General features: G+C 34.2%; 24 protein-coding genes. 21 read left to right on the top strand and 3 right to left on the bottom strand.

The genetic code is table 11. The annotated features are described in order from the left end of the window. Nucleotides 1-125 precede the first annotated feature (125 nt). The 13 genes from ACZLXV_RS07325 to ACZLXV_RS07265 all read left to right on the top strand — a co-directional run bounded on the left by ACZLXV_RS07325 (nt 126) and on the right by ACZLXV_RS07265 (nt 12,656). Nucleotides 126-485 (top strand): Hpt domain-containing protein, encoded by a 360-nt coding sequence (locus tag ACZLXV_RS07325; protein WP_482382961.1) that lies wholly within the window; start codon nt 126-128, stop codon nt 483-485. Further along, nucleotides 473-1,144 carry a response regulator transcription factor gene (locus tag ACZLXV_RS07320; RefSeq protein ID WP_482382960.1) on the top strand — a complete coding sequence of 224 codons (672 nt, stop codon included), beginning with the start codon at nt 473-475 and terminating at the stop codon, nt 1,142-1,144. Before ACZLXV_RS07325 ends, ACZLXV_RS07320 begins: the two co-directional genes overlap by 13 nt. Nucleotides 1,145-1,197: 53 nt before the next feature. Then, nucleotides 1,198-2,232, top strand: a complete 1,035-nt coding sequence (locus tag ACZLXV_RS07315) for a sensor histidine kinase (protein WP_482382959.1) — start codon at nt 1,198-1,200, stop codon at nt 2,230-2,232. A 164-nt stretch (nt 2,233-2,396) separates the two neighbouring features. Next, nucleotides 2,397-2,966 carry an accessory gene regulator B family protein gene (locus ACZLXV_RS07310; RefSeq protein WP_482382958.1) on the top strand — a complete coding sequence of 190 codons (570 nt, stop codon included), beginning with the start codon at nt 2,397-2,399 and terminating at the stop codon, nt 2,964-2,966. Beyond that, nucleotides 2,966-3,694: a LytR/AlgR family response regulator transcription factor gene (locus tag ACZLXV_RS07305; RefSeq protein WP_482382957.1), complete on the top strand. Its 729-nt coding sequence runs from the start codon at nt 2,966-2,968 to the stop codon at nt 3,692-3,694. The genes ACZLXV_RS07310 and ACZLXV_RS07305 overlap by 1 nt, the downstream gene beginning before the upstream one ends. Further along, a complete protein-coding gene (locus ACZLXV_RS07300) occupies nt 3,691-4,986 on the top strand; it encodes a GHKL domain-containing protein (protein WP_482382956.1) in 1,296 nt (431 codons plus the stop codon). Before ACZLXV_RS07305 ends, ACZLXV_RS07300 begins: the two co-directional genes overlap by 4 nt. A 125-nt stretch (nt 4,987-5,111) precedes the next feature. Next, nucleotides 5,112-5,246: a cyclic lactone autoinducer peptide gene (locus ACZLXV_RS07295; protein ID WP_482382955.1), complete on the top strand. Its 135-nt coding sequence runs from the start codon at nt 5,112-5,114 to the stop codon at nt 5,244-5,246. A 159-nt stretch (nt 5,247-5,405) separates the two neighbouring features. Next, nucleotides 5,406-6,293 carry a hypothetical protein gene (locus tag ACZLXV_RS07290; protein WP_482382954.1) on the top strand — a complete coding sequence of 296 codons (888 nt, stop codon included), beginning with the start codon at nt 5,406-5,408 and terminating at the stop codon, nt 6,291-6,293. Nucleotides 6,294-6,344: 51 nt separating this feature from the next. After that, the gene (locus ACZLXV_RS07285) at nt 6,345-7,580 is read left to right on the top strand and encodes a hypothetical protein (protein WP_482382953.1); all 1,236 of its coding nucleotides are present in this window, start codon (nt 6,345-6,347) and stop codon (nt 7,578-7,580) included. Nucleotides 7,581-7,607: 27 nt separating this feature from the next. After that, nucleotides 7,608-8,990: a hypothetical protein gene (locus tag ACZLXV_RS07280; RefSeq protein ID WP_482382952.1), complete on the top strand. Its 1,383-nt coding sequence runs from the start codon at nt 7,608-7,610 to the stop codon at nt 8,988-8,990. A 1-nt stretch (nt 8,991) separates the two neighbouring features. Continuing rightward, complete coding sequence (locus tag ACZLXV_RS07275; RefSeq protein WP_022225192.1) at nt 8,992-9,669, top strand: ABC transporter ATP-binding protein; 678 nt, start codon at nt 8,992-8,994, stop codon at nt 9,667-9,669. Nucleotides 9,670-9,833: 164 nt separating this feature from the next. Next, nucleotides 9,834-10,604 (top strand): ABC transporter ATP-binding protein, encoded by a 771-nt coding sequence (locus tag ACZLXV_RS07270; protein WP_482382951.1) that lies wholly within the window; start codon nt 9,834-9,836, stop codon nt 10,602-10,604. Between the two features lie 36 nt (nt 10,605-10,640). Beyond that, nucleotides 10,641-12,656 carry an FtsX-like permease family protein gene (locus ACZLXV_RS07265; RefSeq protein WP_482382950.1) on the top strand — a complete coding sequence of 672 codons (2,016 nt, stop codon included), beginning with the start codon at nt 10,641-10,643 and terminating at the stop codon, nt 12,654-12,656. Nucleotides 12,657-12,797: 141 nt separating this feature from the next. Here ACZLXV_RS07265 and ACZLXV_RS07260 read toward each other — a convergent pair whose 3' ends face one another. The 3 genes from ACZLXV_RS07260 to thrS all read right to left on the bottom strand — a co-directional run bounded on the left by ACZLXV_RS07260 (nt 12,798) and on the right by thrS (nt 17,637). Further along, the gene (locus ACZLXV_RS07260) at nt 12,798-14,747 is read right to left on the bottom strand and encodes a sensor histidine kinase (RefSeq protein ID WP_482382949.1); all 1,950 of its coding nucleotides are present in this window, start codon (nt 14,745-14,747) and stop codon (nt 12,798-12,800) included. Next, a complete protein-coding gene (locus tag ACZLXV_RS07255; protein ID WP_482382948.1) occupies nt 14,719-15,426 on the bottom strand; it encodes a response regulator transcription factor in 708 nt (235 codons plus the stop codon). Before ACZLXV_RS07255 ends, ACZLXV_RS07260 begins: the two co-directional genes overlap by 29 nt. 438 nt (nt 15,427-15,864) lie before the next feature. Continuing rightward, entirely contained in the window at nt 15,865-17,637 is a 1,773-nt protein-coding gene (gene thrS / locus ACZLXV_RS07250) for a threonine--tRNA ligase (RefSeq protein ID WP_482382947.1), read from the bottom strand. Between the two features lie 546 nt (nt 17,638-18,183). Between thrS and ACZLXV_RS07245 the strand changes: the two genes are divergently transcribed. The 8 genes from ACZLXV_RS07245 (at nt 18,184) to tilS (ending at nt 24,083) form a co-directional block, all read left to right on the top strand. After that, entirely contained in the window at nt 18,184-18,729 is a 546-nt protein-coding gene (locus ACZLXV_RS07245; protein WP_482382946.1) for a stage V sporulation T C-terminal domain-containing protein, read from the top strand. A gap of 197 nt (nt 18,730-18,926) precedes the next feature. Beyond that, nucleotides 18,927-19,202, top strand: a complete 276-nt coding sequence (locus ACZLXV_RS07240; protein WP_482382945.1) for an HU family DNA-binding protein — start codon at nt 18,927-18,929, stop codon at nt 19,200-19,202. A 172-nt stretch (nt 19,203-19,374) separates the two neighbouring features. After that, nucleotides 19,375-19,614: an RNA-binding S4 domain-containing protein gene (locus ACZLXV_RS07235; RefSeq protein WP_022225184.1), complete on the top strand. Its 240-nt coding sequence runs from the start codon at nt 19,375-19,377 to the stop codon at nt 19,612-19,614. Nucleotides 19,615-19,672: 58 nt separating this feature from the next. After that, the gene (yabP, locus tag ACZLXV_RS07230) at nt 19,673-19,975 is read left to right on the top strand and encodes a sporulation protein YabP (RefSeq protein ID WP_482382944.1); all 303 of its coding nucleotides are present in this window, start codon (nt 19,673-19,675) and stop codon (nt 19,973-19,975) included. After that, a complete protein-coding gene (gene yabQ / locus ACZLXV_RS07225; protein ID WP_022225182.1) occupies nt 19,972-20,322 on the top strand; it encodes a spore cortex biosynthesis protein YabQ in 351 nt (116 codons plus the stop codon). Before yabP ends, yabQ begins: the two co-directional genes overlap by 4 nt. 31 nt (nt 20,323-20,353) lie before the next feature. Beyond that, nucleotides 20,354-20,665, top strand: a complete 312-nt coding sequence (locus ACZLXV_RS07220) for an FtsB family cell division protein (protein ID WP_482382943.1) — start codon at nt 20,354-20,356, stop codon at nt 20,663-20,665. Between the two features lie 162 nt (nt 20,666-20,827). Then, nucleotides 20,828-22,651, top strand: coding sequence for a SpoIIE family protein phosphatase (locus ACZLXV_RS07215; RefSeq protein ID WP_482382942.1), 1,824 nt, complete (start codon nt 20,828-20,830; stop codon nt 22,649-22,651). 4 nt (nt 22,652-22,655) lie between these two features. Next, nucleotides 22,656-24,083 (top strand): tRNA lysidine(34) synthetase TilS, encoded by a 1,428-nt coding sequence (tilS, locus tag ACZLXV_RS07210; RefSeq protein ID WP_482382941.1) that lies wholly within the window; start codon nt 22,656-22,658, stop codon nt 24,081-24,083. The last annotated feature ends 15 nt before the right edge of the window (nt 24,084-24,098 follow it).

The following is a 24,098-nucleotide window of genomic DNA, read 5'->3' as shown; positions in this document are numbered from 1 at the left end:
ACAACTCCATTATACCACAAACCGTGAGGAGATTTTTATATTTAGTAACAAAAAAATGTCGTATTTATGCGGCGTGTGGCGTTTCGCAAACGCCTAATTATACAAAATAACGTAAGGAGAAAGATATGACTTTTACAGAGAAAATTGAGGATATATTACCTGAGATAGACATAGATACAGGACTCATGTACTGTGGTGATGATGAAGAACTGTTTGAGGAAGTGGTCGGAGAATTTATTGATGGAGAAATGACAGCTTCTATCGAAGAAAATTATAAAAATGAAAATTGGAAAGATTATCAGATACAGGTTCATGCGGTTAAGGGAACAAGTCTCACAATCGGTGCCAAGAAACTGCATGAGGAAGCAATGGATATTGAGCAGTCAGTCAAAAAAGGTGATGTTGATTTCACAAAAGAGCATCACGAGGCATTTATGAGTCATTATAAAAATGTTTTGGAAGGGCTTAAAAGATGTATAGAGTAATGATTGTTGAAGATGATGATATTATAGCGGGGACAGTAAAAAAACATCTGGAACAATGGCAGTATTCGGTTCATATAGTATCGGATTTATCAAATGTAATAGGAGAGTTTACAGAGTATTCGCCGCATATTGTTCTTATGGATATAAAACTTCCGTTTTATAATGGGTATCATTGGTGCAGTGAAATACGCAAAGTCTCAAAACTTCCTATTATGTTTTTATCATCAGCTTCAGATAATATGAATATAGTTATGGCTATGAATATGGGAGCAGATGACTTTGTGACAAAACCATTTGACCTTGAAGTGCTTACGGTGAAGATACAGGCACTTATAAGAAGAAGCTATGATTTTTCTGTCGGAAACAGTGTTATATCTCATAGGGATGCCATGTTAAATCTTACTGACGCAACAGTTGTTTATAAGGATAAAAAACTTGAACTGACAAAAAATGAATTAAAAATCTTGCAGATGCTTATGGAAAATAAGGAAAAAATAGTTTCGAGGGATGATTTGATGGCTAAAATCTGGGAAAGTGATGATTACATAGATGAAAATACGCTTTCAGTTAATGTAAACAGATTGAGGAAAAAGCTTTTAGGCATAGGACTTGATGATTTTATCATAACGAAAAAGGGACTTGGTTATAAACTGGGATAGTGTTATGCCACGAAAATCAGAATGCCAAATCTATAGAAGAATGGAAAAAACGTATGAAAATATTTATTTCTTATATAAAAACAAATATATTGTGGGTTATTTTTTTCATAGCACTTATTTTGTTTCAGACAGTGTATATGCACTTGGCAGGGATTAGTCAGGATGACTGTATATACGGACTGGTTCTTGGAAGTATAGTTTTTTTAGCAGTATTTTGTAGTGCATTTGCAGTGTATTTTAAGAAATATAAAAAGCTTCAAAGAATTGAACTGCTTGATATTGATGAGCAGTCTTATATGCCGGAAACATCGGACTGTATTGAGCAGTTGTATCAGGATATAGTAGAAAATCAGGTTATAAGCCGAAAACAAATGAGGGCTGATAAAGATAAGACAAACAGTGAAATGCTGCAATATTACGGAATGTGGGTGCATCAGATAAAAACACCGATAGCGGCAATGCACCTTTTATTGCAGACCGATTTAAGTATGGCTGCTGATAATGAAAGTGCGGAAGAAATATATTTCAGAGTCAGTGAATTAAAAAAAGAATTGTCAAACGAACTGTTCCAGATAGAGCAGTATACGGAGATGGCATTGGAGTATCAGCGTGTACAGTCAGAATCAAACGACTTTGTACTTGGAAAAATAAAACTCGACAAAGTTATAAGGGAGTCCATAAGAAAGTATGCAAAGATATTTATAAGAAAGAAACTTTCAATGCATTATGATGGAACCGACATAATAGTTGCAAGCGATGAGAAATGGCTCAGTTTTATAATAGAACAAATTCTTTCAAATGCAATTAAATATACAAAGGCAGGGAGTATTACGATAAATGTACTGCCAAATGCTTCAAACAAAATAGTTTGTCTGGAAATTGCCGATGAGGGAATTGGAATAAGTGCGGAAGATATACCGAGAGTGTTTGAAAAAGGATATACAGGCTACAACGGACATGAAAATAAGTCATCAACAGGAATCGGACTTTATCTTTGCAAGCAGGCAGCAGATAAACTCGGGCATAGATTAGAAATTGAATCAGAGAAGAAAAAGGGAACAAAGGTGAGGATATATTTTTATACATAAATTTCCGTTTAGGGGAAAAATCAACCATAACCATTTAGACACGAAAATCGACCATTTAAGCATGATTTAACAAATTATCAAATAAATGTAATATAATAATCCAACGGGTCAGATATGATTTAGAAAAAATGTTATATGAAGAAAACACAGGGAGAGGATTGTTTATGTTAGAATATTTGATTGATGATTTGGTTATCTGGGCATATAGGAATGAATTGCTCAAGGATTATGAAAAGAGATATGTTTACGAATATGCTATACAGGTTATATTGTACAATATGATGCTGCTTGTAGTGACATTTCTGATAAGTGTATTTACTAACAATATTCAGAGCTTTATTATGTTTATGATATTCTTTGTAATGCTTAGAAGAAATCTGGGTGGTTTTCACTTTAAAAATAAATATATCTGTATGACAGTGTCAATAAGTATGTATGTTATAATCACATTTTTTGGCGGTGAAATCTTTCTGTTATATGAGAACTATATTTTTTTAATATGGGGAATTTTAACGATATTATGTTTGTTTATGCCGGCATTGAAGGACAAGAATTATAATAAAAAAGTTGTTAATATACTGATTTGCATTGATGTTGTGTTGGTGTTTACAGGGATTTATCTGAAAATGCAATGTGTGGCATGGGCAGTATTATTTAATATAGCTGTGTTGTCTATGTTTATATTTCAAAAATTCATGGAAGTTTTAAATTGGAATGCGGAAGAGGAAAAATAATGGTAACCATAGTGCTTTGTGATGATGAAGTTGAAAGTTTGCAAAGAACTGAAGCTGAAATAGAAAGAATAAAAGAAAAATTACCATATCCTGTCGATGTGGTAAAGTATGCGGATACAGATTATCTTATGGAGAGAATTGATAATCGTGAGCTGCAAAGTGATATATTGATAGTGGATGTAGATATGCCTAAAATGTCAGGGCTTGATATAGCGAAATATATAAGGCAGAATAAATTGGATATTATTATAATTTTTCTGACGGGGCATGATGAATATGTATACAGTTCCTTTGAATTTGCACCATTGAGGTATATAAGAAAAGAATTTATAAAAGAAGAATTGTTGTATGCTTTGCTGGCAGCCTGCAGAAATGTTGATACTAAAAGAAATGAGTATGTGTGGATAAAAACAATAAATGGAGACTACAATGTCAAAACAAGTGAAATTTTGTATTATGAAATTGAAAATAGAAGGTGTAACATATATATGTCAGATGGGGTGGTGTTTAGCACAAAATATAAAATAAAAGACATTAGGAAGTTGATAGAGCAGAAAGACGATGCGTTTGTACAAATAAACAGCGGCTGTGTTGTGGGAATCAGACATATTAAATTTATGAGTAAAGGTGACATAGGAGTTAAAACGGATAAAATATTGCAGATAGCAAGGCGGAAAAAGGCTGAAGTAGAAAAAATTGTGTTAGATTACTGGGGGGATAAGTTATGAATATATATGTGCTGAGTGTTTTGTTAAATTTGGTTTCATCTCTGATGGAACCTTTTTTTTCGATAGTATTTGTAAGTGCATTTATGGGGGAAAGGTTTGATAAACGAAAGAAAGATATAGCGGCTTTGACAATAATAATACAGTTTATTTTTTGTATGTTTGCAGACAAAGTTGCGATATTTTCGATTTTAAAGTTTTTAATTTGTCACTTGATTAGTTTAACCGGTTTGTGGGTGATATATTTGAAAAATTATGACAGAGTATTTTTTATAACCATAATAGATATGGTGTCAATTGTGTTTATTGAAAGTATTGTTGCATATGCCATAGCATTTGTTTTTCAAGCTCCACTGAAAATTATTTTACAAGGAACAAGATACCGTGTTGTTGGAATAATATTGGCATTGACATTTAAGTGTATTTTTGCTTTTGGAATAAAAATATGCTTTAAGGATGCAAGGATGCTGAGAAGAAACAGCATGATAGTTATAGCACTTTTGTCATCAGGTATTATGGCATTGACATTATATTTAAGCAATGACTGTTTAAAGAAAGCCGGTGTATCTTTCTTACAAATGCTTATGGCTGCTATATTAACAATAATGTATATTTTAGTTATATTCAGTATATTTATGCTAGATGACAATAGAAATAAAGGCGAAGAACTGGCACTTATCACTTTACACAGTGAAATTTTAAATAAGTCACTTTTAGAGGAACGGACAACATTCGACATGTGGAGAAACAGGCTGCATGATTATAAAAATCAGCTTATTTATATAAGAGAATTATTGGAAAAACAACAATATAAAAAAATATCAGAAATTGTAGATAAAGAGATTGGAGAATTAAAAAGACAGTCAATATATATAGAAAGCGGCTATTTGGGAATAGATGCGATAATAAATTCAAAACTTATGTATGCACAGGGAAAAGGCATACATACGATATACAATATTAAGATACCGTCTGGGCTAAAAATTGATGATGAAGTTGTGGCTTCAATTTTAGGAAATCTTATAGATAATGCAATAAGAGCTTCACTATTAACGGAAGAGAAATATTTTGAGATAAATATTGTATATGTGTTTGAAAATCTTAATATAAAAATATCTAACAGTACAAGCTCTAAAAGAACCAATTTTGAGAAGAGCAGCAAGTCAGAGTCAGGGCTACATGGAATAGGGATAAACAGCGTGAGAAACAATGTAAAAAGATTGCATGGCACATTTGACATAGCACAGCATGAAAATATAGTAGTTGCGGCAGTAAAAATACCTGTAAAAAAATAGATACGGCTGATTTGCGACCATTTAGACACGAAAATCGACCATTTAAACATGATTTTACACAAGAGGATTTTAATGTGGTAAGGTATAGGTGTTTCGAAACAAAAAATGCTTAGGAGGTGAAAAGAATGTTTGTAAAGAAAGTTGAAGATTTTTTGGAAAATGTGGCTGTAAAGCATGCAACAAGTGCAAGCAGTTTATTTTTCTATGAGCCAAAGGTGCCAAAGAAACTTATGCAGATTATTAAAAAGGAAAGCAAGTAGTACTTAAGGAAAAGTATTGAAAAAAATAAGCACAAGATAAGTTAAAGTACAAAAGAAATCAGTAATGTTTTTATAATAGGGGGACAAGATAATCTCTCACTCTTTAATTCTACCCAGGGTGAGAGATTTTTAAAATTGTATTAAAAGGAGTGAACAGGTATGAAAAAATATTTTTTGATTTTGATTGGAATTTTTGTTTGTCTGGTCTGCGTTGACGGCAAAAAAGCAGATGCATATTCGGTTGAGCTGCAGAAAGATGGAATATATGCGGAAACATTACCAAAACCGGTTGTAGATAATTCAGTTGTTTTATTTAAAAAGTACGTAGATAAGGCAAGAAAATATTATAAGAAGTATAAGAAGAATAATGCATATACGCTGCTTTCTAATGTACCGGAAGAATATCGTATTTTTATTCCGATTGTGAAAGACATTAAGCCATCAGATAAGATTGTAATAAAAACTCCGTTTTATATTTATGACCCTACAGACGCTGCGGGAAATACAAGTTATGAATATTATTTTGTTGCAGAAAAGAATGGGAAGAAAATGTGTATATTCTGCATTACTATTTCTACAGATAACAATAAAATTTCTTTTTATTATGATAATGTCATAGACAAGTATTCTAAATTGGACGGGAAAATGCTGAGTGAAGGTGCCATAATTTATAAAATTGACAGCGTTATCTATGAGCAGACAAAAAACAAGAAGATTGTGATGCTAAATCAATCTGATACTGTCGGTACAGAGGAAATGATAGGGGATAAGGATGCTAATCTGGATAATTTGATTGATAAATTCAAAAATAAAAGTTTTGACGATAAAAAGAAAGAAATTTTTGAATATCTTGATGATATGAAAGAAAAGAAAGTTGTTAAAAAGTCGGAAGAAAATTTAAAGCTTGATTTAAAGAATGAATATGTAGGAGATGAAAGCACAGATAATAAAAGTGACAAAAAGCTAAAATATATTGGAATTGCTGCAGTTATTGTTGTTATTATCGGAGCAGGTGTATTGTTGAAAAGATGCAGAAAAAGTCAGTGATACAGTACAAAAGTACAACATTATTCGTTGTGCTTGCCAAAGGAGTTTCTTATGAAATACATATTAAAAAATATTAAATCTTTTGCAAAGGATTATACAAAAATATTTGTGTTATTGATTATCACAATCTCTGCATCAACTTTGATAATTCATTTGTCTTATGGAATGTTTCGTGAGTATAAGGATAGGAGTGAATTGAGTAAGAGTGTAACAAATAGGATAGATTTAAAACTTAAAAGCTCTTATTCAAAAAGGATTGGGTCAGATACAAGCGGTACGTTTGAAACAATGGGAGATTTGAATAGTCAGATATATGATAGGACCGACGATGTACGGGATGTAACAGTGCAGGATGTAAAAAAGTTTGCCAAAGAGCTTGATTTTGAAACAGCAAATAAACTGTTAAATATTCAAACCGGTATTTTACAGGAAAAGTATAGATTTGAGACAAATTTTTTGATTGCAAAGGGAAAGATTACAAACAGTGCCGAGTATGGATTTGATTCACTTTATAATTTTACTTTCGGATACCAAACAACGAATACATTTCAATATGGAAGATATTTTAGTGATGAAGAATATTCCGACGGAAAAAAGGTGTGCATAATGTATGGTTTTCAAAAAAATCTGCGTGGTGAATATTTGGAAAAAAAATTGTCAGATGATGGAACTGTGATTATTGATGGGGAAAAATATAAGATTATAGGACTTCAAAATGGTATCGGTACAGGATATATTCCTATTACAGCGGTAAAAGGGGAAAGTGTTCTTCTTGATAAAATTACTTTTCAGTTTAAGGATAATATATCTCTGCGTGAAGTTAATTTGTTGTTGGGAACGGCAAAAAAAGTTTTTGGAGACAGCGTTGATGCTGAGTATAAACTGGTACAATCGGATGAAAATGGTTCTTTTTATAGTACGGTTTTAATTCTTATAGTTATGGTATCAATGGTAGCAGCATTTAATTTTTGTGCATTGTATCATTATATACTGATGACACGTCGAAGAACACTAAATATATTGAGAATATGCGGATTGAGTTATAGTAAGAGTATGTGGCTTTATTTGGGCGAGTGTTCAATATTATCAGTTGTGACATATTTTGTAACCGTTGTTTTATTCCGATTTGTACTTATGCCTTTTTTGAGTGGAAAAGTAAATGTGTTTGATTTTCATTATAAAATGCAGGTATATGTTATACTTTTTATGGTTTGGTATTTATCCTCTTTTTTGCTTCAATATGTGATGATTAGATGGAACTTAAAAAAGATGGTTGTTATTGCTTAATCATATAAGGATGGGGAGGAAAACGGTATGACATGGAAATATGCGATGCGTGAATGTAAAATGCATATTGTGATGTCTGTTTTATGTTTTGTACAGGCAGTATTTTTGTTTGCAATTGTTATTGGAATGATTTCAATTTTTATGAGCAGATATTCGGGGTATCAGCCTGTGCAGAAACTCGTAGAACAGAAAGGATTTATCTGTAATATGACAGGCAGCCAGCATATAGCAGATGGAGACTTAGAAGGAAAGATGGTAGAGAATTCAGAGGCGTATGAAAAGATGTTGAAAAATGCGAAAGTCTGTGGTCAATACAGCGTTAATGCATTTGTGGGAGAAGAAAATGAGGAAATTGAGGAAAAACGTAAGGAAGGTTCTTATTTCCAAAATTTAAGAGCATATGATGATGAATTGATTAAAGGATTTGAGCCAAAGTTGCAGTCGGGAAACTGGCTGAAACAGGAAAATAAAAATGGCAGCCAGCTTGAAGCTGTAGTGCTGCAAAGCAGTGATAAATATAAAACAGGAGATATGGTATATCTTGATAACAACTCTGTAACTAAACTAAAGACTAAAATACCTGTAAAGATTGTCGGTATTATTGACAGAAATTCAGATATTATTTATCAGTCAGCTAATAACAGAAGTTTTATAGATTACCGTATACTTTTCAGTAATATGGTGGCGGAATCAGAGGATTTGAAAAAAATTTCCTATGTGGATGGTATAAATAATTTTCTGCCTGAGACATTCTTTGTATCGAAAAAGAATCTTGACAGTGTGCAGGAACATTATGCAGCTAAAGAATCAGAAAAAAATCTGTCCGATAATTATGAAAATGTTTTAAAAACAAAGAAAGAAATTTTTATGACGAGCATGGAAGGAATAGTTTTTATTACAATGGATAAAAATTGTTCAGATGCAGTATATGGGTATAATAAAAACAGGATTGCGCAGATATCGCAGTTTAGTTTTTTACATGAACTTGATTATATAAAAAACAATACATGGCAGAATATTATGGCAAATATTTCGGAACTTATTCCGGCAGGCATTGGGATGATTATATTTACAGTTATATCGTTTATTACGCTTTCTACTCTTATGTATCAAAAAAATATGCGTAAATATTCTGTTTATTATATGTATGGTCTGACTTGGCATAATATATTTAAAATACATATTACATATATTTTTATGATTATTTTTGCAGCGTTGATATTTGGGATAGTGGCAATTTATGCTGTGCACTCCATGGGGATATGGAATATGACAAATGTTAATGTTGGAGTCGTGCAGGTGGCAGGCTGTCTTGTTACAATGGTTTTGCTGATGTTTGTGGCTTCACTTATGTGTCTTTCTATGGTTAATGGGAAATCGGCAAAGAGAATTATGCAGGAGGTTGAGTAGAATGTTTTGTTTAAAGAATATTGTAAAAACCTATAATAAGGGAAAAAGCAATGAATATGAGGCACTTCATGGAATATCAATGGAGGTAAAGGATGCCGAACTTACAGCAATTATCGGAACTTCCGGTGCGGGAAAGTCTACTCTGCTGCATATTCTTGCATGTATTGACGGATATGATTCAGGGGAGTATACGATTGACGGCGAGGATGTAGGCAGGATTTCGGAAAAGCAGATGGCGCGGGTTCGCAATGAAAAGATAGGAATGGTTATGCAGGATTTTGCTTTGATTGAGGGATTCACAGCGTTAGAAAATGTGTTGATTCCGTTGGATTTTGAGAGAAAAGATAAGCGCATAAAGAAAAAGGAGCGTAGACAAAAAGCATTGGAAATGCTGGAAATGGTAGGAATGAAAGAATACGCTGATAAACCTGTAAACAATTTGTCAGGCGGACAAAAACAGCGTGTTGCGATAGCAAGAGCAATAGCGAATAAGCCGTCAATGATATTGGCAGATGAGCCTACGGGAGCTTTGGATACTGAAACGACAGGCGAAATCATGAAGTTGTTTATTGAACTTAATAAACAGGGAAGGACAATTGTTATTGTTACACATGATATGAAAGTTGCAGAACAATGTAACAGAGTGATAAGGATTGAAGATGGAAAAATAGTTGATTAAAATGCTGCTGATATGGCAGAGAGGATGCGGAAAAAATACCGTATCTTACAAAAATGTAAGAAATAAAAGAGAAATGTAAGCTGTTTCGATAGCGGACATTTCTTTTTTTTGTTAGGATAATCTCAGAACAAAGAAAACATTGTGTATAAAGAAAGGTGGAAGACATGGCAATATTATCAGTTTCAAATTTAAAGAAAACTTACACAACAAGATTTGGCGGCAGTCAGGTACAGGCACTTAAAAATATCAACTTTTCCGTAGACAAGGGAGAATATGTTGCTGTTATGGGAGAGTCAGGTTCAGGAAAAACTACTCTTCTTAACATTCTTGCGGCACTTGATAAACCGACATCAGGCAATGTGCATTTAAACGGAGTAAATCTTTCGACAGTCAGGGAAAAAGAAATATCTGCATTCAGGAGAGAGCATCTTGGTTTTGTTTTTCAGGACTTTAACCTGTTAGATAATTTTTCACTTAAAGACAATATATATCTTCCGCTCGTACTTGCGGGAAAGAAACATAGTGAGATGGAAGATAAACTTCGTCCGATAGCAAAAATGCTTGGTATTGAACAGATAATTGAGAAATATCCATATGAGGTTTCAGGCGGTCAGAAACAGAGAGCAGCAGTTGCAAGAGCACTTATAACAGAGCCGGAACTTATACTTGCGGATGAGCCAACCGGGGCACTTGATTCAAAAGCAACTGATGACCTTCTGGGACTTTTCAATGAGATAAATGAAAACGGTCAGACGATAGTTATGGTAACGCACAGTACAAAAGCGGCAAGCCATGCAAACAGAGTTTTATTTATAAAGGACGGTGAAGTATTTCATCAGATATTCAGAGGAGGTCTGTCAAATGAAGAACTTTATGCAAAAATTTCCGATACATTGACGGTGCTTACAACAGGGGGAGATAAAGTGAACGATTAAAAATTTTAGAGATATTAGAAAAGGGAGTAATCACAGATGGGTAAATTATATTTTAAACTGGCAAAGACAAATTTGTCTAATAACAAACCGTTTTATATACCATATATAATTTCAAGTATAATTACGGTTGCAATGCTCTATATGATGTCATTTTTAAGTGACAATAAAGGGCTTAATAAGATAATGGGAGCAGACAGTCTGGCAATCATATTCAGACTTGGTGTCGGAATTATAGTAATATTTTCATATATATTTTTGTTTTATACGAACAGTTTTATAATAAAAAGAAGAAAAAAAGAGATAGGTGTTTATAATATTTTAGGAATGGAAAAAAGGCATTTATCAAAGGTACTTTTTGTCGAGACAGTGTATTCTGCAGCAATCTCTCTGGTATGTGGAATTATCATAGGGATAGCATTTTCAAAATTTATGCTTATGGTTTTATATGGAATTATAGGAATACATGAAACAGTAGAATTTTTTGTTAATATACACGGGATTATTTTATGTATAGTTTCATTTGGAATATTATTTCTGCTTACATTTTTATATAATTTCATGCAGATAAAACTGGCAAATCCTATTGAACTCCTGCGTGGCACAAGTGTAGGTGAGAGAGAACCAAAAACAAAGATTTTGATGACAATAATAGGAGTAGTATGCCTTGCAACAGCTTATTATATAGCGATAACAACCGAAAATCCGCTAAATGTACTTACACTATTCTTTGTTGCCGTGTTGTTAGTCGTAATCGGAACATTTGCAATATTTACGGCGGGAAGTATCGCATTGTTGAAATTGCTTAGAAACAATAAAAAGTTTTATTATAATAAGAGACATTTTATGGCAGTTTCAGGTATGCTTTACAGAATGAAGCAGAATGCGGCAGGGCTTGCAAGTATATGTATTCTTTCAACAATGGTGCTTGTAGTAATATCAACAACGGTGAGTATGTATGTCGGAATACAGGATGAACTTATGGCAAGGTATCCTAACGATGTATGTGTCACGGTTGACTATAACAGTGTAATTGACAAAAGCAGTGAAATAGAAAAAGCCATATTTGATGAAATTGATAGTGCGGAAGTAAAAAATAAAAAAGCGTTTTCGTATTTATCAGTTTTTGTAGGGCAAAAGGGAGATAATTTTACAACTGATAAAGAACATTTATCATTTCAGAACTCATATCTCTTTTATATACTTTCAAAAGATGATTTCATCAAAAGGGATAATAGTTTTAAAGATAAAATAGGGAACATTTCAAAGGGTGAGGCAGTAGTTGTTTTAAATAAAAAGTATGATAAAAAAGATATAAAAATATTTGGTAAGAGTTATAAAGTTAATAAGAACTTTGAACATATATATGATGATAATTTATATGTGCTAAGTACGCTTAATGGTTTGGGATATATAATTCTTGACAATAATGAAAGTGTGCAGGAGTTATATGATGTGCAGGAAAAAATGCTTGGAAAGGGAGCGAATTACTATACAAATGAAATAAGATTTGATTTTAAGTCCGGTAATAAAAAGCAGAAAATAGCAGCTTATAAAAAGGTAGATAATGCTGTGAAGAGATATTTTAAAGATAACAAAAATGATAAAAAGGAAATATCGTCGTATTGGGTTGAAAGCAGACAGGAAAATGAAAAGAATTTTTATCTTTTATATGGTGGACTTTTCTTTCTGGGAATTTTTCTCGGAACAATGTTTTTGATGGTAACGGTAATGATAATCTTTTATAAACAGATTACAGAGGGATATGATGACAGAGAGCGCTATCAGATACTTGAAAAGGTTGGAATGAGTAACAGGGAAGTAAAAGATACAATAAAATCACAGATAAGAATAGTTTTTGTTCTTCCGATATTTGCGGCAGCAATTCATGTGACAGCAGCATTTCCAATGGTGTACAGACTTCTTCAGATGCTTAATCTTAATAATGAAAAATTGTTTGCAGGATGTCTGGCAGTCACGATAATTGTATTTGCGGTTATCTATTATCTTGTATTTAAGGTGACGTCAAGGGCTTATTATAGGATTGTGAAATAGGAAATTTTAAGAATATTAAATGAAAGAGTTTAGGATTAGTAACGTTTTTTATTAAAAGAATGATAAAACACCCCTGAGAAGTCATATTTTTCAGGGGTGTTTTTTGTCTGAACAATATATTGTTATAAACGAGTATATTTACTAAATATTTTCAGGAGAAACACTTTCAGCTTCCGGTATTGTATCAGTTTCAATTGGAAAACTAATGATAACATTAAACTGGTCGCCGTCGATTTTTATGTTAAATGTGCCGCCGCAGGCTGCTGTAAATTCCTTTGCTATCGAAAGTCCAAGTCCATTGCCGTCAGTGTTTCTTGACTTATCGCCGCGAACAAATCTTTCAAGGATTTCTTCCTCTTTAAAATCCATTTCATATGATGCTGTATTTTTTATTGTAAGTTTTACAGTATTATTTTCGGTAGACTCAGTTATATAGATTCGTGTTCCTTTCAGGGAATATTTAAGTGCATTTTCTATAATATTCTGCATTACACGATATATCCTGCTTCCATCTGAAATTATCAAAACATCTTTTTCAGGAATTTTTAACTTTATGTCAAGTCCGCTTTTTTTGACAGTGTCCTCCATATCAGTGAGAGTCTGTACTATCAGTTTGTTAAGGCTGAGACTTGCTTTTGCTATAACAAGTTCACCGCTTGCTGTTTTTGCAAGTTCAAATACATCATATACCATATTTTTTAAGCGGACAGCTTTTTTGGAGATTATTTTGACATAATCGATTGCTTCAGGTGGCAGGTCATCTCGTCTTTCAAGCAGATCAACATAGCTTATAATTGAAGTCAGCGGTGTTTTTAAATCATGTGAAACATTTGTTATAAGTTCGGTCTTCATACGTTCACTCCTGATTTTTTCATTCAGATTTTTTTCAAATCCCTCGCCGATATTTGAGAGTCTTGTTAAGGTATCGTAAAAAGCTGTATGTGTTCCGGCTGATGTATCAAGTTTGTAGTTACCACTGTATAATTTTTCTATATTATCTTCAAGAAGTCTGCATGAAGATATAATTTTTGATGAAAAATAATGATATGTGCCAAAAATTATAAAGTATATCAAAAAACAGGTGACAAACAATGTTTCATAATTTAAATGCGTCACAAAATATGCATAATCATACCACTCAGATGGAACCCAGTCGGAAAGGGTGTTTAGTGAATAGCCAACCGGAACGAGGTTTGTAAAGTATTCTGCACTGGCTGTTATTATAAGCATGACGACAGTCAGCAGTGCAACTGATACGACTGAGCATGCAAATAAAATTTTTACGCCTTTTTTAGTATTTAGCGGATAGTATACATGTCCAATTAAAAAAGATTTTATTGTACCGAAAACCTGTTTTAAGATTTTTACATACATTTTAATATGTTTTTTAACTATTAGGTGAACATATAGTAAATAAATTATTGCTATAAAAGTGAGAGTATTTATAACTTTTATGAAAGTGCAAAAAGTATTCCAGTTTGTTTTAAGTTTATTAAATACACTGACTTTATAGATAAGGATTACAACAGCAGAGTCACCTGCTTCATAATCAAACATTTTTTTGTATTTATAGCCGTTTGAATCAAGTATTGCAGCGTTAATGAGATCAGTATAGTTTGAAACTGAAACTATACGCTTTGTTGATGTATTAAAATACTTTTTAATACAATTTGTAAGTGCGGTCTTTTTTCGGACATCGTATGTCTGCATCATCATTTTGTTTGAGTTGACAGTATAGGCAATGTTTTGTAAAACTGAATTTAATGGGCTGTTGTGAGCTTCATAATCAATAGATATCTCCGCACTTTCGCCTATATACATTTTAGCATACAGGTATGAAAAATCTTTTCCAATTGATTTTTCTTTTTTGGTGCCATCGATAATGTCGGTTTCATATGCACATATTTTCTTTATGTCGCTGTTTATATGTCTTGCGTATGCTGCAGATTGTCCATATTCGATTCCTTTTGATGCATCATGGTAAATTCCGTTTTTTGAGAGCAATATTATCAATAACCCTGCTATTATAAGAATGGCTATTGATATAAACATAGGTATTTTTTTAATTATATTTTTCAATTTTGTAACCAATTCCCCACACCACCTTTAAATATTTTGGCTCGCTTGGATTTATTTCAATCTTTTCGCGAATTCGTCTTATATGTACCATAACAGTATTTTCAACGCTGTAGGCTGTTTCGTTCCATATATGTTCATATATTTCTTCTGCTGAAAATACACGTCCAAGATTATGCATAAGATAATTGACAATCTTGTATTCTTTTGCCGTCAGTTTAACGGCCTCACCATCTACAAAAAGCTGTTTTTTTGTTACGTTTAGTTCAAGACCAAGATTTCTTATTATTTCTTCATTTGAAGAAATATTGCCATATGAACCGAGTTTCAGGTATCGTCTTGTTTGCGACTTTACTCTGGCTAACAGTTCTGATGGGGCATAAGGCTTTGATATATAATCGTCTGCGCCCATACTTAATCCGAGAACAATGTCACTTTCCTGTGTCTTTGCTGAAAGAAGTATGATAGGAATATTTTTTTCATTTCGGATTTTCAGGGTAGTTGTAAGTCCATCCTGGTTTGGCATCATAATGTCAAGAATAATAAGATGAACTGTATTTTGAGTTAATATATCTATTGCCTCTAAACCATCGTAAGCCTTTAAGGTTTTGTAATCTTCGCTTTCTAACAATTTACAGATAGCGTTTACGATTTCTTTGTCATCATCAACGACAAGTACATTTATAGTTTCCATTTGTTTCTCCTTTGCTTAAGCTTAAGTATAATTATATATTAAACTATAGGTCTGATATTTTCCAAAGATATTTCTTACGAATTTCTTAAATGATGGTGTTTGTGAAAGTTTTTCGGGTTATAACCGCAAAAGTATAGTAAAAGTAAAGCTTTTCGGGTTATAATCGCAAAAATGTTGAATGAACTTGCGGATCATATTGCCGGATATATAAATATCACGGCACCTGTTAGAAAGACTGCATGATTGTCAGATGTTTAACATAAGTTCAATATATCCGAAGAGCAGGCAAGACAAAAAACAGAAGTGTTGTGGAATTAGTATATAAAGAAAATGTGCATCAATGAAAGCAGTGTAAAAGTTATAAAAACAGCCATATTGTTATTCTAATTACTTAAATAATAATATGGCTGTTTTTGGTTATAATCTAAATCCTAAAAATTACATTCCGATATGGGTTCTAAGCTTTCCTTTAATCTCAGCGTCAAGTTTTTCAACAAACTCATCAAGAGGAAGAACGGTTGTCTTTTTCTCTCCGTGGAGACGGAATGATACTGTTCTCTCATCTTTTTCATTAAATCCGACTACGAGAAGATAAGGAACTTTCTGAATCTGTCCCTCACGCATACGATAGCCAAGTTTTTCAGAACGGTCATCAAGGTCTACACGTACTTTGTTTGCTTTGAGAGCGTCACAGATTTCTTTTGCGTAAGTGTTAAGTGAATCATCATCTGTCTTAACAGGCATTACGCGAACCTGTACAGGAGCAAGCCATGTTGGAAGATTACCCTTTGTTTCTTCAAGAATATATGCCATAAAGCGGTCAAGAGAACCAAGTATTGCACGGTGAAGAACAACAGGTGTTTTCTTTTCACCATCTCTGTCAATGTATGAGAGATGGAATTTGGCAGGGAGACAGAAATCAAGCTGGCATGTAGAAAGTGTAATCTCATTACCAACAGCAGGCTGGACATTTACGTCAAGTTTTGGACCATAGAAAGCAGCTTCTCCGATTTCTTCTGTATATTCGATGCCAAGACCATTCATAACATCACGGAGTGCAGCTTCTGCCTTGTTCCACATTTCATCATCATCATGGTATTTCTCTTTGTTTTCGGGATCACGAAGTGAGAGTACGCAGCGGTAATTCTCAATACCAAAATCTTTGTATGTGTTGAAGATAAGATCTACAACTTTTGTGAACTCATCTTTAATCTGCTCAGGTGTTACAAAGAGGTGGGCATCGTTCTGGCAGAAATGTCTTCCACGCTCAATTCCCTTTAATGTTCCGCTTGATTCATAACGGAAATCATGAGCGATTTCACCGATACGGATAGGGAGGTCTTTATATGAATGTCTTCTGTTCGCATATATCATCATGTGATGAGGGCAGTTCATAGGACGAAGTACAAATGACTCGCCTTCCATTTCCATAGGAGGGAACATATTCTCTTTATAATGATCCCAGTGACCTGATGTTTTATAAAGATTGACTGTTCCGACACAAGGAGTCATAACATGGAGATAACCGAGTTCTCTTTCTTTATCTTTAATGTAGTTTTCAAGTTCCTGCCAGATTGTGTATCCCTTTGGTAAGAACATTGGAAGTCCACGTCCTACAAGGTCATCAACCATAAAGAGATTCATATCTTTACCGATTTTTCTGTGGTCTCTTTCTTTTGCCTCTTCAAGAAGTGTGAGATGGTTTTCGAGTTCCTCAGGAGTAGGGAAACATACACCATAAATTCTCTGAAGCACTTTATTGCTGCTGTCACCTTTCCAGTATGCACCTGAGTGACGGATAAGTTTGAAGTTACGGCAGAGTTTCACGTTGTCAACATGAGGTCCGCGGCAGAGGTCAGTAAAATCACCCTGGTCATAAACAGTGATATTTCCGTCTTCAAGGTCTGAGATAAGGTCGAGTTTGTATTCATCATCCTTAAACATTTCTAATGCTTCTGCTTTAGAAACTTCTCTGCGGAAAATTTTCTTTCCTGATTTTGCAATTTTTTTCATTTCTTTTTCAATCTTAGCGATGTCCTCATCACGGATAACATCTTCGCCAAGATCGACATCATAATAAAATCCCTCGGCAACTACAGGGCCAACCCAGAATTTTGCCTGTGGATAAATGTGTTTGATAGCCTGAGCCATAAGATGTGCACAGGAATGGTTTAATGTGTTTAACTGTTCATCTTCTTTAAAATTTACCATTGTTTTAAAGTCTCCTTTTTAATTTTTAGTGAAATATGAGAAGTTCTATTTTGTGAATAGATAATTTGTGGCGGATGTGTAAAACATATTATTAAAAAACACCCTTGGATACGAAAAATTCATATCTAAGGGTGCCTGCACACGATTCCACCTTGATTTTAACTCAAAACAGCTTATAACGCAGCCATACGGTGACGCTTCAAAATATTTATAAATATTTCTTCTACGCACAGCTTAGGAGTGGTTTTCATGAGATTTTTCCATAAACGGCTCACAGCAAAATACCGTTCTCTCTGTAAGGTCAAATAACACTACTCTCTCCGTCAACGCTTTTAAAATCTTCTTTTAAAAAACTCCATTTATTCTAACATAATGTTATATCAAATTCAATAGGTGAATAACAAAGTTTTCATAAGTTTTTATAAGTATAATTTTTCACATTTTCCACATACTAACTCCAAAGCTAATATATAGCAGCAAAGGAGCAGCTATTTGAAAAAATCAAATAGAGAACTCTTGGAAAATTAGATATTGGAGGAAAATAATGTGAAAGCTACAGGAATAGTACGAAGAATAGATGATTTAGGAAGAGTAGTTATTCCTAAGGAGATAAGGCGCACATTGCGCATCCGTGAGGGAGACCCGCTTGAAATATATACAGACCGGGAAGGAGAGGTTATCCTTAAAAAATATTCGATGATAGGAGATATAGGGCAGTTTGCAAAGCAGTATGCAGATGCGCTGGCTCAGACAACGGGTTATCTTATAATAGTGACAGACCGGGATATTATAATTGCAGCTTCAAGCGGTGTCAAAAAAGATATGGTGGGAAGACACATAAGCAGGGATTTGGAGAAGGCTGCTATGGAGAGAAAGATTATACTGTCGGATAATACGAAACCGGATTTTTGCAAAGTTACCGATGATATGGACGGAGATTATATAGAGGCGGTCGCACCGATTATATGTAACGGCGATGCGGCGGGAACGATAGTGTTTTTGTCAAAGAATACAGAGAGAGTATTTGGCGAAACAGAGCAGAAAATGATAACTGTTGCAGCAAGTTTTCTGGGTAAACAGATGGAGGGGTGACATTTAATAAGAAAAAAGGCTAAAAAACCTTGATTTTATGGGATTTTTGCTGGAAAAAACCTTGACAAACATGTATAATGAGGGTATAAATAGATTTGTAAGTTTTTGCAATTGAAAATTGTAAGAATAGGAATGGGAAAGTGAAGCGGAGGATACCGCTTTATTCCAAGAATACAAATATCGAGGAGGATTTATCCATGAACAAGACAGAGTTAGTAGCAGCTATGGCTGAGAAAGCAGAACTTTCAAAGAAAGATTCAGAGAAAGCTTTAAAAGCATTTATCGATGTGGTTACAGAAGAGTTAAAGAGCGGAGAAAAGATTCAGTTAGTTGGATTTGGTACATTTGAAGTTGCTGAGAGAGCTGCAAGAGAAGGAAGAAACCCTTCTACAGGTGCAACAATGAAAATTCCTGCATCTAAGGCTCCTAAGTTCAAAGCAGGTAAAGCTTTAAAGGATGCTGTAAACAAATAATAGTTTACCAAGTTTAGCGAGGTATTTTTTTGATTTTGATTTAAAGTCAGAAAAGCAAATTTGAAAGCAGACTTAATTTAAGGGCAGGTTCTTTGAACCGGCCCTTTTTCTGAAATCAGAACATTATAATAAAGTATTGGGCATAGAATATAGCAGGGAAGAGAGGATTAAGATGAGGTTAGATAAATATTTAAAGGTTTCCAGACTTATAAAAAGACGTCCTGTTGCAAATGAAGCATGTGATGCAGGAAGAATTACGGTAAACGGAAAAGTTGCAAAAGCATCTCTTAATATTAAACCGGGAGATATTATTGAGATAAGCTTCGGAGACAAACAGGTAAAAGTAGAAGTGTTAAGCATTGAGGAAACATACAATAAAGAAGCGGCAAAGGAACTTTACAAAATGCTGTAATATAAATGATACCCTCCGGCATATATTGATTATAAATATATGCAAGGAGGGTGTTTTTGTGGAAGAAAAAAGTATACAGAATAATACGGGAGCAAAGGGAGTACATAAGGTATATCTTAATGCAAGAAAATCAGCAGTTATGTCGGGAGTTAAAGATGTACTTTCATTTGATGCAAAAGAGGTTTATCTTGAGACAAACCAGGGCGTGCTTTTGATAAAAGGAGATGAATTGCATGTAAACCGCTTGTCTCTTGAAAAAGGTGAAGTTGATGTAGACGGAAGAATAGACAGTTTTGCATATTCAGATGTTGAGGATAATACTAAAAAAGCAGCGACGTTCTTTGGGAGACTTTTTCAATGAGTGAAATAATATATGGACAGGTCAGGTATCTGTTAGCATCAGCGTTAAGCGGTATGGGCTGCATGTTTTTATATAGTATTATAAGAATGTTTGAACTTTTGCTGAAACTGTGCATGCCTGTTAAAATTATAATTGACATTATATTTTGGACTGGCATTGCAATCCCGGTATTTTATATTTTTTACAATATAAATTCAGGAATAATAAGATGGTACGGGATTGTTATGATTATTTCAGGGGCAGTTTTATATGAGAGGGGGATATATGTTCCTGTAAAGAAAAGCGTTGAAAAAATAGTAAGAAAGGTATATAATAAAAATATATTTCGTAGACGAAAAAGCCTTTAGAACGGGCGTTCGCAGGGAGGATGGTGTTAAGATGGCACGCCAACATTATGGTCATAAAAAACATATGAATAAATTTACGATTATGGGTATTGTTTTATTGTGTGCAGTGCTTTGTTTCACTGTCCTTTATCGTAAATCGGCATTAGAAGCACAGTGCAAGGAGTACAATGCACAGATTACGGAACTCAAAAAAGAGAAAAAGAGCGTTGATGAACAAACAGAAGAGTTAAAGAAATTTGAAAAATATGTTGATACGGACGAGTATGTTGAAAAAATTGCGAGAGAGCGTCTCGGTCTTGTATACAAAGGTGAGATTATATTTGAGCCTGATGATGCCAAGTGAACAGTGACCATATAAAACTAAATGTGAAGGACTGTTTATTTATGATTTAAGTTCATAAAAAACAGTTCTTTTTTTGAGGTTGAGTTTTGACAAAATATACCATTTTTGTTTTATATACTTTCCCTTATCAGATTAGCCGTAGGGCATGAAAGGGAGAATATAATGAAGTATATTGGCAAAAAACTTTTTGTACAGATGATAATAGGTTTTTTTATAGGACGAATCGGAATCTGCGGGATGTGTGTGCTTGGTATATCGTATTTTGCGGCAATATTTGCGGATATGGATGCAAAACTTTTAATCGCTCTCTGTGTTATAGCGGGAATGTTTTCAAATCTTTCTATTGAGATGTCCTTGTGTGGAAGTATGGTAATATTATCAATGCTTCTTATATATGATACACTTGAGAGACAAAAGATACATATACAGCCGTTACATTCGGCACTTATTGCGGCAGTAACTTTTGTTATATACGGCGGTATAAAACTATATATGTTTCCGTACAATGAGTATGATATACTGCTTCTTATGTTTGGGACAGGTCTTGTATTGTCATTGTCGAAAGTGTTTAATGAAATATTTAATTATCTGACAGATGGCAGGAAAAGCAGGACAAAAGAGTACGAGGACATGGTTGAAAACAGGCTTAATGATTTTTCGCATGTCTTTGACAGAATTTCAAAGGTCATGTCGGATGATGTGCCTGAAAACAGACAGATATGCGGCAGGGACATAAGAAAAATTTTCAGGGAAATGTCCGAAAATGTTTGTGCAAGATGTGAAAAATATGAGGAGTGTTCGGGACAGACAGCTATATGCAGACCTGAAAAATTCAGAAGTCTTAGCGTTTCAGGGGATGGTTTTATAAAAATTGAACAGATGCCGATGGAGTTTGCAAGAGATTGTATCCATCCGGAACGTTTTTTAAATGAGGCAAATCAAAATCTTCATATTGCGAGAAATATAATGGGTTACAGAAACAGAGTCAGGGAGAGCAGAAAAGCTGTTGCAAGCCAGATGAAAGAGATAAGTGATGCAGTAAAAAATATGCTTGACAGTATGCCTAAAATGCAGAGACTTTCAAATGAACTGGAGGAAGTATTTCAAAAAGAATTCAGGAAAAAAAGAGTTATATGTAAAAATATATATGCATATGAAAAACAGGACGGACAGATAGAGATAATAATGAATGCCAGAACCACTAAGGGAAGGCTTGTGACGGCAACGGAATTGTCGCGGATAATGAGCAGAATAATGCAAAAGAAATTAAAACCGTCCGATGCATCAAGAAAAGTAATAGATACAGAATTTGGTGAATATATTTTTGTTGAGGAGACAAAGTATAAAGCAATAACAGGAGTTGCGAGGATGACAAAGGATGAACAGGATGTTTCGGGAGACACATTTTCAATGATAAATCTTCAGAGCGGGGAGCTCTTGATGGCGCTTTCAGATGGGATGGGAAGCGGGACAAGCGCATTGGATGAGAGCAAGAATGTCATAGAGCTTTTAGAACAGATGTCGGAAGCAGGATTTTCTCAGACTTCGGCGATAAGGCTTATAAATTCGCTTTATATGTCAGACCAGGAATTTGAAAGCTATGCAACACTTGACATTTCGCTTATAAATCTGTATAAGGGAGAGTGCAGCTTTTTGAAAAACGGAGCGGTGGGAACATATATATTAAATCAGGGAAAAATGTATTGTATAGAGGGACAGTCATTACCGATGGGAGTTATAGGAGAAGCTGAACCGTATATCGGGAAAATGAATATATATTCGGGAGATTACATAATAATGATGACAGATGGGGTGGCAGATATGTTTTCTGATGAAAAGTATAATTTAGAAAAATACATAGGACAGATAGATGCAGTAAATCCGGGAGATATGGCTCAGGCAATAGTAGACGAGGCTGTAAGAAGAAATTCCGGATACATATCCGATGATATGAGTGTTATAGTTGCCGGAGTATGGGAGAACTAAAAAGATGAATAAATATATTTACGAAAGGGTAAAATCATTTTGTGATGATAATGCCCTGATAGAAAAAAATGACGGTATAGTTGCCGGAATATCAGGCGGGGCAGATTCCGTATTTTTGTTTTTGTATCTGTTACAGGTACAAAAAGAATATAATTTAAGATTGTGTTTTGTTCATGTAAATCATGGAATACGAGGCAGTGAAGCAGACAGGGATGAACGGTTTGTAGAGGAATTGTGTGAGCAAAACGGTGCCATGTATAAAGTTTTTTATAAAGATATTCCAAAAATGGCACAGGAAATGTCAATGACTGAGGAAGAGGCAGGAAGAGTATATCGTTATGAATGCTTTGAAGATGTGCGTAAAGAGCTTGGTTACAATAAGATAGCAGTAGCACATCATCAGGATGATCAGGCTGAAACAGTTTTGTTCCAGCTTCTGAGGGGCAGCGGATTTAGGGGACTTGGCGGTATGAGGGCAAAAAATGCCGATGTCATAAGACCGCTTCTTGCAGTAAAAAAACAGGAGATAGTTGAAACTCTTGAAAAAAAGGGACAGAGCTATTGTACGGATTCGACAAATAATGAGGACGAGTATGCAAGAAATCAGATAAGAAATCATCTTATACCATATTTACGGGAAAATCTGCAAAAGGAAACTGTAAGCCATATTGCGAAAACCGCTTCATATATGCAGGATGTTACGGAGTTTATAGACCTGCAGACGGATATGGTCTGGGAAAGTGTTATAGAATGTAAAGATGGCAGGCCTAAAGAGATAAAGGCATATCTCAGTGAAATGAAAAAGCTGCATGTTGTATTGCAGCGTGAGATATTTATGAGAATGATTGAATATATGTCGGGCAGAAGAAAAGATATAACAGCGAGACATATAGATGCGCTTACAAGGCTTACCATAAGCCAGACAGGGAGAAAAATAAATCTGCCGTACGATATAGTTGCAGCAAAATATTATGACTGTATACTTATGTCACATAAGGACAGATGGTATCACAGTTCGCAGAGTTTTACGGAAGTATATGAAGAAAAGATATCGGCAGGACAGGAATATAATGTGACATTTACCAATAACAATAGTCATACAATATCATTTCATACGGAAGAAACGGGCATAATGACAGACATTATCAAAAAAAATAGCTGTACGAAATGGTTTGATTATGCTAAGATAAAGAATATGCCTGAGTTAAGATATCCAAAAGAGGGTGACTATCTTTGGCTCAGGACAGACGGTTCAAAGAAGAAGCTTAGCAGAATTCTTATAGACAGTAAAATACCGGCTGATGAAAGAAAAAATATACTGGTTCTCGCAGACGGGGCACATATTATGTGGATACCTGAACTTTCGAGATGCAGTGCATATTATTATATTAACGATAAGACTAAAAAGATGCTTTGTGCAAGCATACATTAGAGAAAGGTGGAAACA

The organism is Butyribacter sp. (assembly GCF_056818865.1).
This window is presented reverse-complemented; position numbering and strand designations above follow the sequence as displayed.

Excerpts from the sequence above, each read along its gene's own strand:
- ACZLXV_RS07325 (WP_482382961.1), top strand. The coding sequence starts at position 126 with ATGACTTTTACAGAGAAAATTGAGGATATATTACCTGAGATAGACATA.
- ACZLXV_RS07320 (WP_482382960.1), top strand. The coding sequence starts at position 473 with ATGTATAGAGTAATGATTGTTGAAGATGATGATATTATAGCGGGGACA.
- ACZLXV_RS07315 (WP_482382959.1), top strand. The coding sequence starts at position 1,198 with ATGAAAATATTTATTTCTTATATAAAAACAAATATATTGTGGGTTATT.
- ACZLXV_RS07310 (WP_482382958.1), top strand. The coding sequence starts at position 2,397 with ATGTTAGAATATTTGATTGATGATTTGGTTATCTGGGCATATAGGAAT.
- ACZLXV_RS07305 (WP_482382957.1), top strand. The coding sequence starts at position 2,966 with ATGGTAACCATAGTGCTTTGTGATGATGAAGTTGAAAGTTTGCAAAGA.
- ACZLXV_RS07300 (WP_482382956.1), top strand. The coding sequence starts at position 3,691 with ATGAATATATATGTGCTGAGTGTTTTGTTAAATTTGGTTTCATCTCTG.
- ACZLXV_RS07295 (WP_482382955.1), top strand. The coding sequence starts at position 5,112 with ATGTTTGTAAAGAAAGTTGAAGATTTTTTGGAAAATGTGGCTGTAAAG.
- ACZLXV_RS07290 (WP_482382954.1), top strand. The coding sequence starts at position 5,406 with ATGAAAAAATATTTTTTGATTTTGATTGGAATTTTTGTTTGTCTGGTC.
- ACZLXV_RS07285 (WP_482382953.1), top strand. The coding sequence starts at position 6,345 with ATGAAATACATATTAAAAAATATTAAATCTTTTGCAAAGGATTATACA.
- ACZLXV_RS07280 (WP_482382952.1), top strand. The coding sequence starts at position 7,608 with ATGACATGGAAATATGCGATGCGTGAATGTAAAATGCATATTGTGATG.
- ACZLXV_RS07275 (WP_022225192.1), top strand. The coding sequence starts at position 8,992 with ATGTTTTGTTTAAAGAATATTGTAAAAACCTATAATAAGGGAAAAAGC.
- ACZLXV_RS07270 (WP_482382951.1), top strand. The coding sequence starts at position 9,834 with ATGGCAATATTATCAGTTTCAAATTTAAAGAAAACTTACACAACAAGA.
- ACZLXV_RS07265 (WP_482382950.1), top strand. The coding sequence starts at position 10,641 with ATGGGTAAATTATATTTTAAACTGGCAAAGACAAATTTGTCTAATAAC.
- ACZLXV_RS07255 (WP_482382948.1), bottom strand. The coding sequence starts at position 15,426 with ATGGAAACTATAAATGTACTTGTCGTTGATGATGACAAAGAAATCGTA.
- thrS (WP_482382947.1), bottom strand. The coding sequence starts at position 17,637 with ATGGTAAATTTTAAAGAAGATGAACAGTTAAACACATTAAACCATTCC.
- ACZLXV_RS07240 (WP_482382945.1), top strand. The coding sequence starts at position 18,927 with ATGAACAAGACAGAGTTAGTAGCAGCTATGGCTGAGAAAGCAGAACTT.
- ACZLXV_RS07235 (WP_022225184.1), top strand. The coding sequence starts at position 19,375 with ATGAGGTTAGATAAATATTTAAAGGTTTCCAGACTTATAAAAAGACGT.
- yabQ (WP_022225182.1), top strand. The coding sequence starts at position 19,972 with ATGAGTGAAATAATATATGGACAGGTCAGGTATCTGTTAGCATCAGCG.
- ACZLXV_RS07220 (WP_482382943.1), top strand. The coding sequence starts at position 20,354 with ATGGCACGCCAACATTATGGTCATAAAAAACATATGAATAAATTTACG.
- ACZLXV_RS07215 (WP_482382942.1), top strand. The coding sequence starts at position 20,828 with ATGAAGTATATTGGCAAAAAACTTTTTGTACAGATGATAATAGGTTTT.
- tilS (WP_482382941.1), top strand. The coding sequence starts at position 22,656 with ATGAATAAATATATTTACGAAAGGGTAAAATCATTTTGTGATGATAAT.